10 protein-coding genes are annotated in these 13,268 nt (G+C 41.4%); 7 read left to right on the top strand and 3 right to left on the bottom strand.

The window, feature by feature from the left end; all coding sequences use genetic code 11:
- Nucleotides 1-378: 378 nt before the first annotated feature.
- Together HGR01_RS36120 and HGR01_RS36115 are read left to right on the top strand one after the other, a co-directional pair.
- The gene (locus HGR01_RS36120) at nucleotides 379-1,071 is read left to right on the top strand and encodes a polysaccharide deacetylase family protein (RefSeq protein ID WP_168160924.1); all 693 of its coding nucleotides are present in this window, start codon (nucleotides 379-381) and stop codon (nucleotides 1,069-1,071) included.
- Nucleotides 1,072-1,295: 224 nt separating this feature from the next.
- Nucleotides 1,296-2,777 carry a DUF5009 domain-containing protein gene (locus HGR01_RS36115; protein ID WP_081583869.1) on the top strand — a complete coding sequence of 494 codons (1,482 nt, stop codon included), beginning with the start codon at nucleotides 1,296-1,298 and terminating at the stop codon, nucleotides 2,775-2,777.
- Nucleotides 2,778-2,783: 6 nt separating this feature from the next.
- Here the strand turns inward: HGR01_RS36115 and HGR01_RS36110 are convergent, their stop codons facing one another.
- Both HGR01_RS36110 and HGR01_RS36105 read right to left on the bottom strand, forming a co-directional pair.
- Nucleotides 2,784-3,446 carry a Uma2 family endonuclease gene (locus tag HGR01_RS36110; protein WP_045867618.1) on the bottom strand — a complete coding sequence of 221 codons (663 nt, stop codon included), beginning with the start codon at nucleotides 3,444-3,446 and terminating at the stop codon, nucleotides 2,784-2,786.
- A gap of 278 nt (nucleotides 3,447-3,724) precedes the next feature.
- Nucleotides 3,725-4,834: an S-(hydroxymethyl)glutathione dehydrogenase/class III alcohol dehydrogenase gene (locus tag HGR01_RS36105; protein ID WP_045867617.1), complete on the bottom strand. Its 1,110-nt coding sequence runs from the start codon at nucleotides 4,832-4,834 to the stop codon at nucleotides 3,725-3,727.
- 340 nt (nucleotides 4,835-5,174) lie between these two features.
- On the opposite strand from HGR01_RS36105, the gene HGR01_RS36100 reads away from it, so the two are divergent.
- The 4 genes from HGR01_RS36100 to HGR01_RS36085 all read left to right on the top strand — a co-directional run bounded on the left by HGR01_RS36100 (nucleotide 5,175) and on the right by HGR01_RS36085 (nucleotide 11,413).
- The gene (locus HGR01_RS36100; RefSeq protein ID WP_045867616.1) at nucleotides 5,175-6,458 is read left to right on the top strand and encodes a valine--pyruvate transaminase; all 1,284 of its coding nucleotides are present in this window, start codon (nucleotides 5,175-5,177) and stop codon (nucleotides 6,456-6,458) included.
- A gap of 207 nt (nucleotides 6,459-6,665) precedes the next feature.
- A complete protein-coding gene (gene rimM / locus HGR01_RS36095) occupies nucleotides 6,666-7,292 on the top strand; it encodes a ribosome maturation factor RimM (protein ID WP_045867615.1) in 627 nt (208 codons plus the stop codon).
- A 133-nt stretch (nucleotides 7,293-7,425) separates the two neighbouring features.
- Complete coding sequence (locus HGR01_RS36090; protein WP_045867614.1) at nucleotides 7,426-8,145, top strand: Uma2 family endonuclease; 720 nt, start codon at nucleotides 7,426-7,428, stop codon at nucleotides 8,143-8,145.
- 886 nt (nucleotides 8,146-9,031) lie between these two features.
- Nucleotides 9,032-11,413 carry a phosphoketolase gene (locus HGR01_RS36085; RefSeq protein ID WP_045868791.1) on the top strand — a complete coding sequence of 794 codons (2,382 nt, stop codon included), beginning with the start codon at nucleotides 9,032-9,034 and terminating at the stop codon, nucleotides 11,411-11,413.
- On the opposite strand, the gene HGR01_RS36080 is transcribed toward HGR01_RS36085, so the two are convergent.
- Nucleotides 11,410-11,904 (bottom strand): hypothetical protein, encoded by a 495-nt coding sequence (locus HGR01_RS36080; RefSeq protein WP_155538914.1) that lies wholly within the window; start codon nucleotides 11,902-11,904, stop codon nucleotides 11,410-11,412. The genes HGR01_RS36085 and HGR01_RS36080 overlap by 4 nt on opposite strands.
- Before the next feature lie 217 nt (nucleotides 11,905-12,121).
- Here HGR01_RS36080 and gap point away from each other — a divergent pair, with 217 nt between their 5' ends.
- On the top strand, nucleotides 12,122-13,153 hold the full coding sequence (gene gap, locus HGR01_RS36075; protein ID WP_045868789.1) for a type I glyceraldehyde-3-phosphate dehydrogenase: 1,032 nt from the start codon (nucleotides 12,122-12,124) through the stop codon (nucleotides 13,151-13,153).
- Nucleotides 13,154-13,268: the final 115 nt, after the last annotated feature.

Raw genomic sequence — 13,268 nt, 5'->3', positions numbered from 1 at the left:
ATATACAGAAATTGGTAATCAGACAGATAAGTAAACTCTAAGACATTCTATTTGCATAATCTAAAAACTCACTTACTAGTGGTAGGGGTAATACCCTCAATTCCACTACTCAGTTTACACATCATTACTTGAGTACAGCGAATCTATTATTACTTACATTACAGAACAATGGCTTTGATATCTAGAAGGCATAAATTCAAGCTAAAAAATAAATTTAATTTACAGTTTATTTCTTTATATATTATTGTATTCTTTTTGACAATTACACTACTTCTTTCTTATATAAACGCTCCCAGAATTCCTCTTTTGGGATTTCACGGCATTGTTGATCTGAATAATCCTAATTTCGGACTTATTCAGAATCCAATAGCTGCAAAAATGTCTTATGCAATGCAAGATTTAGAAAAGTTTCTAGAATACTTAGCTCATAATAATTATTGGTTTTTATCAACTCAAGAATTATATGATTACTTTATTGATCGCAACCGAGATATTCCGCAAGAATATGTTGGTAAAAAGCCCATAATGTTAAGCTTTGATGATAGTTATAAAACTGTATATACTAACATTGTCCCAGTTTTGGAAAGGTTAGAAAAAGAATTTAAGCAAAAAATCAAAATAGTTTTATTTGTGAATCCTGGTACGTTAGCTAAAATTCATCATCCCTCAACCACATACCTGAGTTGTGAGGATTTGAGAACAGGATTTGCTAAGGGATTTTATGATATTCAATCTCATGGAGAAAACCACAAAGATTTAGCTAAAATTACTGTTTCTGATTTAAATCAGGAACTAGCTCAAGCTCAAATTGAACTTAGAGAATGTCTGACTGGATTAGCAGCACCGCAAGAGATTGCTAGGCACATTGCATATCCTTATGGTTCTATGAATCACCAGGTAGAAACCTACGCTGCGAAGTATTATCAATCAGGCTATCTGTATAACAGCACTATTTTACGCTTCCGTTGGTTACAGGATAAATATCGGATTTCGCGCCTCACAGTAAATCGAGCAAAATCACCTGAACGATTGATTCAAATGGCTACTCGGTCTTTTATTATCTCTAAATAGTTATTTGTCATTTGTCATTTGTTATTTGCTTAAATTAGAGTATGTTAGACTCCAGCAAAATTTATGCAAACTCTTACATATACATTTATTGTAGGGGTTTAGCACTGCTCAACCCTTAAGCATTCATTTTGATGAGAGCAAAATATAGTTTACTTTTCAGGTAAATTACTTTCACAAATAATTTAAGACTGCTATACTAAATTTCCTGAATTCAGGTAATCCCATTGACTCAGGAAAGTAACATTACTACCAAAAATATAAAACGCGCCGATGCGTTAGATGCACTGCGGGGATTGGCAATCTTAGCAATGGTCTTTTCTGGCACAATTCGATATAAAATTTTGCCAGCTTGGATGTATCATGCTCAAGAGCCACCCCCAACTCATGCCTTTAATTCTCAGATTGCTGGCTTAACTTGGGTAGATGTCGTTTTCCCCTTATTTTTGTTTGCAATGGGTGCTGCCATCCCCTTAGCACTATCTCGCCGTATTGCTCAAGGAGTGAGTATTTCTAGAATTATTTTATATATTTTGAAGCGAGGCTTCATGCTAGGAGCCTTTGCAATTATTCTGCAACATCTCCGTCCCTTTACCATCAATAACAACCCAACTGATGAAACATGGTATTTAGCAATGCTGGGTTTCGTATTGCTGTTTTTAATGTTTGGGAGTTGGTCGATTTTAGGGAGGTGGAGTAAATATGGTTTGTGGCTAAATATAGCAGGCTTTATCGCTGCGATCGCTATTATTTCTCAATTACAATATGGTGGTAAAGGCTTTTTACTGGAACGTAGCGATCCAATATTAATGGTACTAGCAAATATGGCAGTTTTTGGTTCGCTAGCTTGGTTATTTACAAGCTCTAATTTGCTTTTACGTTTGGGATTACTGGGATATTTGATTGCTTTGCAATTATCTGCTAGTGCTGATGGTTGGGTAAAAAACTTATGGACAGCATCATCTATATCAATTCTAGGGAATGATTTAAAGTTTTCTTGGATTTTTCAGTTTTATTATTTGAAGTACTTGTTCATCATCATTCCTGGAACTATTGTTGGTGATTTGATATTAAACTGGATACAAAAAAATACTCAATCTCAAGAAATATCAGCTAATCAGCAGAGTTTAGGCTCTCGCTATAGTCAGCGTTTATGGTTGATTATTGTATCTATGCTGATGATTTGCTTAGTATTATTGGTAGGCTTGCAAGCGCGTTGGATTTGGCAAACCACTCTAGTAAGCGCTGCGATTTATGGCGCAAGCTGGCTATTATTTAAGCAGCCAGAAACAGAGATAGACTATTTACTCAAGCAATTTTATCAATGGGGAGTTTACTGGTTGTTACTAGGCTTATTTTTCGAGCCTTTCCAGGGAGGGATTCATAAAGATCCTTCTACCTATAGCTATTATTTTGTCACCAGTGCGATCGCAATTTTTTTATTGATAGTTTTTACTATAATAATTAATATCTTTGGGCAGAAGAAATGGCTGCAATTTTTAATTGATAATGGGCAAAATCCCATGATTGCTTATGTAGCTTTTGCAAATCTTCTCTGGCCAATATTACAACTTACAGGAATAGAAGATTGGATTATTGCCAATACTACAACGCCTGTGATGGGAGTAATTAAAGGAGTAGTCTACACTCTACCAATTGCTTTGTTGACAAGTCTATGCACTCGTCTAAAGCTATTTTGGAAAACTTAAAAACAATTACTGCTGGATTTGTTCGCGCAACATTTTACGGAAAGCTCGCTTAGTTTGGGTTTCACCCTGAGTTTTGCATTGTGCTAGGAAATCATACACCATTGACTTAGTTAATATCGGGAATGTGGCGCTAGTCGCTGATTCTTGATATTCACCTTGCGTCAACAAATAAATAGTTAATCTGCTACCGTTATAACGCCAAAATTCAGGAACCTTCATTTCCTGATAAAGTTGCTTTTTATTGATATCTGTATGAGTTATATCAACTTCTAAAATCAAATCGGGAGGTGGATCTACTGCTAAATCTACTGTTTTACCTCTAACAGTAGGTTCATTTTGAATGTAATAACATCTATCAGGTTCTGGGCTAGATTTGAGAATGGGAATCTTGAGGGTAGTTGAACCCATACTCTTAAGATTCAAATAGAGTTCTTCTGCTAATAATTCAATCAATTGCCCTATTAAACTGTTAGCACTTTCATGTTCTTCTAAAGGAGTCATAATCTCCAACATACCCTGGTAATATGTAAGTCTGGCGGCTCGATTATTACCTAAAGCCTCAAGAATCTGCTCATAAGCATCCCAACTGATATTATTCAAGGTCACACGCTTTTCTGCAAGTGGTTTTTCTTTAGGAGTAATGTTTATCGCTTCATTGGTAGTAACCATGTAACTCTCCTAACTTGGTTTGAGTGGTAATTGGTAATTATGAAAATCGTTCTTAATCTCTACATAAATAATATTTTTGTAGGGTGTGTTGTCGCGTAGCGCAACGCACCGCCAACAATCTCATACCATTCACAATCCAAATATGACGAGGGTTTGGGGATGTGTATCTGTCGCGTTCTTGTTTGAAATTGGTATAAGGTGCGTTAGCCTACGGCATAACACACCCTACGAATATGCTTGATATAAAATCAATACACACCTTAATTAAAAGCTAACAATTAAAATGTGACAACGCTACGAATTGATTCACCTTCATGCATTAATTCTAAAGCATGATTTATCTGTTCAATTGGCATGACATGAGTAATTAAATCATCAATATTTATCTTGCCATCCATATACCAATCAACAATTTTCGGCACATCTGTACGTCCCCTAGCGCCACCAAATGCGGAACCTTTCCAAACACGTCCAGTTACTAATTGAAACGGACGAGTGCTAATTTCTTGTCCTGCACCAGCAACACCAATAATGACGCTAACACCCCAACCTTTATGGCAACACTCTAATGCTTGGCGCATGACATTGACATTGCCAATACATTCAAAAGTGTAATCAGCGCCGCCTTTGGTTAAGTCAACTAAATAAGGAACTAAATCACCCTCAACTTCTTGGGGATTAACAAAGTGCGTCATGCCAAATTTTTCGGCTAAAGCGCGTTTTTTGGGATTTAAATCCACCCCAACAATCATATCGGCTCCTACTAAGCTCGCCCCTTGGATGACATTTAAGCCAATACCACCTAAGCCAAAAACTATGACTTTTGCACCTGCTTCTACTTTGGCTGTATAAATAACTGCGCCAATTCCTGTGGTGACACCACAGCCGATATAACAAACTTTATCAAATGGGGCATCTTCGCGAATTTTGGCTACAGCAATTTCTGGTAACACTGTATAGTTCGCAAAAGTAGAAGTACCCATGTAATGGTGAATCATTTCTCCACCAATACTAAAGCGACTTGTCCCATCCGGCATTAAACCCCGTCCTTGGGTGCTGCGAATAGCTTGACAGAGATTTGTTTTCTGGCTGAGACAATATTCACACTGGCGGCATTCTGGAGTGTAAAGGGGAATTACATGATCTCCAGGCTTGACGCTAGTTACCCCAGCGCCTACTTCTACGACTACTCCTGCGCCTTCATGTCCCAAAATTGCGGGAAATAAGCCTTCTGGATCTTTACCAGAAAGAGTGTAAGCATCGGTATGACAAACACCACTAGCTTTAATCTCCACCAATACTTCCCCAGCTTGAGGCCCGGATAATTGAACGGTTTCAATAGTTAACGGCTTACCCGCGCCGTAAGCGACTGCGGCTTTAACTTCCAAACTTCAGCCCTCCTGTATGCTGATCTGAGTTTACAGAAAGTTTGGGGGAATGGGGAATGGGGATTGGGAGATGAGGGGGATGAGGGGGATGAGGGGGATGAGGGAGATAAGGGGGATAACTAATGACGAATGACAAATGACGAATGACAAATGACTAATGACCAATGACAAACACAAAAAAATTATAAAAATATTGTGACTTTGTTAAAATGTCATTCTCTAGTTAGATTAATTAAAGGTGGAAATAGCTGTTGGAGCAACAGCGTAAAATTTGTGCTAGCAGCGATCCCCTCATAAGAATTTTGTCACTTTCTCAATAAATCTATTTTCTTTACAGCCTATGAATCCTGCCCTTACTAAAATTGGCGCTCAAATGTCCAACCTGACTGGCGTTCGCGCAATTATGAAAGATATTGTGGAAACGTTAAAAGCTAATGCAGGGCAGGAATTAATTAATTTGAGTGCGGGTAATCCGTTGATTTTGCCTGCAGTAGAACGATTATGGCGGGATTGTACAGCAGATTTACTCGCTAGTTCAGAATATGGTGAGGTGGTTTGCCGATATGGTTCCAGCCAAGGTTATGCACCATTAATTGAAGCGATCGCCAATGATTTTAATCGCCGCTATGGGTTAAAGTTAAGCGATCGCAATATTTTAATTACTCCCGGTAGCCAAACTCTCTATTTTTACGCTGCTAATGCTTTCGGTGGTTACACTACTACTGGTGAACTGAAGCAAATTGTCTTACCTCTCAGCCCCGACTACACAGGTTACGGTGGAATTTGCTTGGTTCCAGAAGCTTTAATTGCTTATAAACCAGCTTTAGATATTGATGAGTCTGCCCACAGATTTAAATATCGTCCCGATTTTAGCCAGCTATCAATTTCTGAAAGTACGGGCTGCGTGATTTTCTCTCGTCCTTGTAATCCGACAGGGAATGTGCTTACCGATGAGGAAGTGAGAAAAATTGCCGCCCTCGCTGCGCCTTATGATGTGCCAGTATTAATTGACTCGGCTTACGCGCCTCCTTTCCCAGCGCTGAATTTTACGGATATGTCCTTGATATTTGAGGAAAATATCATTCATTGCACCAGCTTATCCAAGGCGGGTTTACCTGGGGAAAGAATTGGAATTGCAATTGGGAATGAAAGGACTATTCAAGTTTTAGAGTCATTCCAAACAAATGCGCTGCTGCATTCTTCGCGCTATGGACAAGCGATCGCAGCCCGTGCTATTAATTCAGGTGCGTTAGCTGAAATTGCCGAACAAGTGATCCGCCCGTTCTATCAAAACAAGTTCAGCGTATTAGAAAATACATTAGATGCATCAATGCCCAAGGATTTACCTTGGTTCTTGCATCGTGGTGAAGGTGCTATCTTTGCTTGGTTGTGGTTAAAAGATTTACCTATTAGCGATTGGGAATTCTACCAAGAGTTGAAGAAAGTAGGTGTAATTGTTGTCCCTGGTAGTACTTTCTTCCCCGGCTTAAAAGAAGAATGGCCTCACAAGCAGCAATGTCTCCGCATCAGCCTCACCGGTAGCGATGAGGAATTAGTTACCGGAATGCGGCGACTGGCGAAGGTTGCAGAACAAGCCTATCAAGGCGCGGTTGTAAGTGCTTAGTATATTCGGTAGGGTGTGTCTAGACTAAAATATGCATTATTCAAACTCTTGTGGGATGGGCATCTTGCCCGTCCTGGGCGGACAAGATGTCCACCCCACAAGAAAATTATATTGCCACATTTTAGCCTTGTCAGTCCGGTAGGGTGTTTTATGCCGCAGGCTAACGCACCATCCAAGATTTTTGGTTTTTTAAATTAAATAGTGAGAATGAACCGAGAAGGCGCAAAGAACACGAAGCCAGAAAGGAAAAAAGAGAATAATCCCAAATCCAAAATCCCAAATCCAAAATTGGATGATTGGCTAGAGATTGGGAAGATTGTTGCACCTCAAGGTTTGGCGGGAGAGATGCGGGTGTATCCGAATACCGACTTTCCCGAACGGTTTGAGGTACCGGGGAAACGCTGGTTATTGCGTCCTGGTGATATGGAACCGCAACCAATAGAATTAGTGGCTGGGCGTTACATCGAAGGCAAAAATTTGTATGTAATTAAATTAGCTGGTGTGGAAAATCGCAACCAAGTAGAGGAATTACGTGGTTGTAAGATTATGGTGCCAGAAAGCGATCGCCCGCAATTGGCTGAAGATGAATTTTATGTTCCCGATTTGCTGGGCTTGGAAGTATTTTTGCAAGCATCGGGTGAATTGGTGGGTAAAGTTGTAGATATTATTCCTGCTGGTAATGATTTATTAGAAGTGGAGTTAGATCCCACATTTGCACCAGATAAAAAACAAAAGACTGTTTTAATTCCCTTTGTGGAAGCGATCGCACCTGTTGTAGATTTACCAGCCCGTCGCATTGAAGTGACACCACCACCTGGGCTATTGGAAATCTAATGGTGAATTCGTAATTCGTAATTCGTAATTCGTAATTGTTCAAAATTTTGAATTTTGAATTTTGAATTTTGAATTCCGCGTAGCGGTGCGGTGCTAGAATCCAAGCAGCGTTAGATATGGCTTCCTTCTGCTTATGGTTTCTCACGCCGAATCATTAACCCCAACAGAAGTCATCTACCCAGATAGTGACGGACAGCCAATGGCAAATAATACTGAACAGTTTCGCTGGATTTTGGTGATCCAGCAAAATTTGGATTGGTTATACGCTGATGATGCAAATATATTTGTGGCGGGAGATTTATTTTGGTATCCCGTTGAAGGACGCAATAATATTGTTAACGCACCAGATGTGATGGTGGTGTTTGGTAGACCAAAAGGTAAACGCGGTTCTTATCAGCAATGGAATGAATCAGGAGTTGCGCCACAGGTGGTGTTTGAAATTCTTTCTCCTAGTAATTCCCAAGATGAGATGGATCGAAAACTCCTCTTTTACGATCGCTACGGTGTTGAGGAGTATTACATTTACAATCCTGAGAAAAATCAGTTAAGGGGTTGGCTGCGGGGTGAAGTTGGGTTAGATGTGATTCCTGCGATCGCAAATTGGCTGAGTCCTAGGTTAGGAATCCGCTTTGATTTTTCTGGCGATGAGTTACAGATTTATCGTCCTGATGATACAAAGTTTTTCTCTTATATAGAAATTTGCCAATTACTAGAACAAGAACAACAACGCACTGAACAAGAACGACAACGTGCTGAACAAGCAGAAGCAGCATTAGAAGCAGAAAAAAGGCGATCGCAAATTTTAGCCGAAAGGTTGCGACAAATGGGTGTTAACCCAGAAGACTTTATTTAAAAATTACGCCATAGTTCTGAAGCAGAATAATTTTTACTCAGGACTTTATATCGCATTTTTCAGCACTATAAACCAATAGGCTTGGGTTAAGCTCATTAGTAATTGATTTGTCACTTATTAAAAAAGCCATCAATTGGGGGATTCTCCCCCAAACCCCCGATTGGGGGACGGTTGCGTCCCCCAAACCCCCTCCAAAATGATTGTTCGGTTTTTTGTTGAGTAACTAGTTTTTTGGTTTTGTTATAAATTAATTTTCTTAACTGAACTGTATTTCACTATAGGAATCCGATTTGATTATTGAAAAAATCTAAGTATGTGTAGGGTGCGTTATCACGAAGTGTAACGCACCGTATTCTGGGCTTTGGTGCGGCGCTTGGCGACAACACAACGCCAGTTGCTATAACGGAGGGAACCTCCGCAACGCACTGGCTCCCCTACGTGTATCTCAGAAATCAAATATGAGTCCTATATAAACATCAAAATTTGCGGCTAGGCAATTGAACAGAGGTAATATTTTTGATCCCTGTTAATATTTGGCTTTTTTATCTATTAAGACCATCAAAACAGTAATAAATGTCTCTGAAAACACTAATTCATGATGTTTTAAGCTTTTAAATAAAACATTAATTTAATTTTAAATTAAGCTTAAAAATGCTTAGATAACCTGCTAAATTTGTTACTCTGACAAAGGATTATTCGTTTGTATTTCTTCAGATTTATTTTAGATTTGAGCAAATAACTTTATGTGACAAGGATTACTTGCCACATTTCCAGATAAATACTGGAAAACTTTGTCATGGGTAGGATGACACACAGCCTCTAGATCAGTAAACTTGCATACTGACTGAATGAATTCGTCAAAATCCTCATAGAAATGGAGTTTGATATGACTTTAGCAAGTCCGACTCAATCCAAGCCTTTAACGGATGAAGAATTGCGGAAGATTAACGCCTACTGGCGCGCCGCTAATTATCTTTCAGTAGGACAAATATATCTTCTGGACAATCCGCTGCTACGAGAACCACTGAAGCTAGAACATGTCAAACCCAGACTTTTGGGTCACTGGGGAACAACGCCGGGACTGAACTTTATTTACGTTCATCTCAATCGCGCGATCGCAAAATACGACCTCAACACCATCTACATTGCTGGCCCCGGTCATGGTGGCCCTGGATTGGTGGCTAATACTTACCTAGAAGGCACATACAGCAAGTTCTACCCGAACATCTCCCAAGATGCAGAGGGGATGAAGCGCCTGTTTAAACAATTCTCTTTTCCTGGTGGGATTCCTAGCCACGTTGCACCAGAAACCCCAGGTTCAATTCACGAAGGCGGGGAATTAGGCTATGCTTTATCTCACGCATATGGTGCTGCTTTTGATAACCCCGATTTGCTAGTTGCTTGTGTAATTGGGGATGGGGAAGCGGAAACCGCAGCCTTAGCCGCTAGTTGGCACTCAAATAAGTTTCTTAATCCTGTAAATGATGGTGCTGTATTACCAATTCTGCACCTCAATGGTTATAAAATTGCTAACCCCACGTTACTATCACGGTTAAGCAACGAAGAAATCGAGAACCTGTTTTTGGGCTATGGCTATAAGCCTTACTTTGTCGAAGGTTCCGACCCAGCAACCGTGCATCAGTTATTTGCCGCTACACTGGATACAATAGTCACGGAAATTCAAAGTATTCAACGAGAAGCCCGCGTGCATGGTTTTAAAGACCGTCCGCAGTGGCCGATGATTATTTTAAGAACGCCTAAAGGCTGGACAGGGCCGAAAGAGGTAGACGGGAAAAAGACTGAAGATTTTTGGCGATCGCATCAAGTTCCCTTTGGAGAAATCGCCAACAAGCCAGAACACTTGAGATTACTCGAAGACTGGATGAAGAGTTACAAACCTGAAGAACTCTTCGACGCTAACGGTAGCTTAATTCCCGAACTTGCAGAACTCGCACCAAAGGGACATCGGCGCATGGGTGATAATCCCCACGCTAACGGCGGTATTTTATTGCGTGACCTGAAGCTACCCGATTTTGAAAACTATGCTGTTAATGTTCCCCAACCAGGAAAGGTAATTGCTGAAGCTACCAAAGTTTCCGGACAGTTTCTACGTGATGTCCTCAAACTGAACCAGGAAAGCCGCAATTTCCGCATCGTCGGCCCAGATGAAACCCAATCAAATCGCTTAGATGCGGTATTTGAAGTTACAGACCGGACATGGGTTGCTAAAACTCTCCCAGAAGACGAACACCTCTCCCCTGATGGGCGGGTGATGGAGATTCTCAGTGAAACTACTTGCCAAGGATGGTTAGAAGGCTACCTACTCACAGGTCGTCATGGATTCTTCTCCTGCTATGAGGCGTTCATCCACATTATTGATTCCATGTTCAACCAACACGCCAAGTGGCTGAAAACTACTCGTCACATCCCTTGGCGCAGACCTGTTGCATCCTTGAACTACCTGCTAACCTCCCACGTTTGGCGACAAGACCATAACGGTTTCTCTCACCAAGACCCTGGTTTTATCGACCATGTAGTTAATAAAAAATCAGAAATCATCCGCGTTTATCTTCCCCCCGATGCCAATACTTTGTTATCGGTAACAGACCATTGTTTGAGAAGCCGCAACTATGTCAACGTGATTGTGGCTGGTAAGCAACCAGCCCTACAATATCTAGATATGGATGCTGCTATCAAACACTGCACCAAAGGTATTGGCATTTGGGAATGGGCTAGCAACGATCAAAACAGCGAACCTGATGTAGTTATGGCTTGTGCTGGGGATATTCCCACCTTAGAAACCTTAGCGGCAGTGGATATTTTGCGTCAGCATTTCCCAGACTTAAAAGTCCGGGTAGTCAACGTAGTCGATTTAATGACACTACAGCCAAACAGCGAACATCCCCACGGTTTAAGCCCCAAAGATTTCGACACCATTTTCACTACTAACAAACCAGTAATCTTTGCATTTCATGGCTATCCTTGGCTAATCCATCGCTTAACCTATCGCCATACAAACCATAACAACATCCACGTCCGGGGCTACAAAGAAGAAGGAACCACCACCACACCCTTTGATATGGTTGTTCTCAACGATCTCGATCGCTTCCACTTAGTCATGGACGTATGCGATCGCGTACCCCAATTAGGATACAAAGCAGCTTACGTCAAGCAAATGGTGCAAGATAAGCTGATTGAGCATAAACACTACATTCGACGCTACGGCGAAGATATGCCAGAAATTCGCGATTGGCAATGGCCTTACTAAAGTTCTAATAGGCAAAGGGCAAGGGGCAAGGGGCAAGGGAAGGGGTAAGGGGCAAGGGGTAAGGGGCAAGGGGGCAGGGGGATGAGGGGAGGAAAATTCCATAACTTAAGGACTTCCAAGAAATAAATTATTCCATCTTGTGGGGCGGGCATCTTGCCCGCCACATAAACTGGGCGGACAAGATGTCCACCCCACAATAAATACTGGTATATTTTTTTATTTGGAAGTCCCTTAACAAAAATCGTGATGTTGGTGACCAACATCATCCCGTTGGTCACCAACATCATCCCGTTGGTGACCAACACCATCCCATTGGTGACCAACACCATCCCGTTGGTGACCAACATCATCCCATTGGTGACCAACACCATCACCTTGGTGACCAACATCATCCCGTTGGTGACCAACACCATCCCGTTGGTGACCAACACCATCCCATTGGTTATAACAAGCCTCAAGAATCCTTTATCTTCCCATTCCCCCTTCCCCATTCTCCCTTCCCCCTTCCCCCTTCCCCAATCCCCATTCCCCCTTACCCATGCCCCATGCCCCATGCCCAAAACCTTAAAATATGCCAAGAAAATACACTCTTCACAACTTTTGACTGTAACGATCAGCTAAGTCAGACCCAAATCATGCAAGCTGAATGCAGCGTTGAAGATAGGGTAATAGCCCTAAATGGCAATTGTCGAAACGGGAGGTTTTATTTTGGCTAAGTTAAAAGTAGGTATTAATGGATTTGGTCGGATCGGGCGGCTTGTGCTTCGCGCTGGCATTAATAACCCCAATATTGAATTTGTGGGGATCAACGATCTAGTACCATCAGATAACCTGGCTTATCTATTTAAATATGATTCCACCCACGGTAAATTTAAAGGTAAGGTAGAAGCAAGGGAAGATGGCATCGTTATTGATGGGCATTTTATTCCCTGCGTATCAGTTCGCAATCCAGCTGAGTTACCTTGGGGAAAATTAGGTGTAGATTACGTTGTGGAAGCTACAGGGCTATTTACCGGACAAGAGGGAGCCACAAATCACCTCAAAGCTGGTGCCAAGCGTGTAGTCATCTCTGCTCCTACTAAAGATCCTGACCTAGTTCCTACTTTGCTGATGGGTGTTAATCATCAGCTATTTGATCCCAGCAAGCATACGATTGTTTCTAATGCTAGCTGTACCACCAACTGTTTAGCTCCCGTAGCTAAGGTAATCAATGATAATTTCGGCTTGACCGAAGGTTTGATGACCACAGTTCACGCCATGACTGCTACCCAACCAACTGTAGATGGCCCTAGCAAAAAAGATTGGCGCGGTGGTAGAGGTGCAGCCCAAAATATCATTCCTTCTTCCACAGGTGCAGCTAAAGCCGTAGCACTGGTTTTACCAGAATTGAAGGGTAAGTTAACCGGAATGGCGTTCCGAGTTCCCACTCCTGATGTTTCTGTAGTTGATTTAACTTTCAAGACAGCCAAAGCCACCAGTTACAAAGAAATTTGTGCAGCCATGAAAGCTGCTTCTGAAGGAGAACTCAAAGGAATCCTTGGCTACAGTGACGAAGAAGTAGTTTCCACCGATTTTCAGGGCGATATGCACTCCAGTATCTTCGATGCTGGTGCTGGCATTGAACTCAACGCCAACTTCTTTAAAATAGTTGCTTGGTATGACAACGAATGGGGTTACTCAAATCGTGTAGTTGACCTCATGTTATCAATGGCGCAGAAAGAACAATTGGCGCTTGTATAAGGGCATGGGGCATGGGGCATGGGGCATGGGGCATTGGGTAATGGGTAATGGGTAATGAGTAATGAGTAATGGGTAATAATAATTTCCCTTTTTTCCTTTTCCCCTTTCCCCTTTC

It is taken from the genome of Tolypothrix sp. PCC 7712 (assembly GCF_025860405.1).
Lineage (GTDB): Bacteria > Cyanobacteriota > Cyanobacteriia > Cyanobacteriales > Nostocaceae > Aulosira > Aulosira diplosiphon.
Note: the sequence above shows the minus strand (reverse complement) of the source record. Positions and strands in the feature narration are given on the sequence as shown.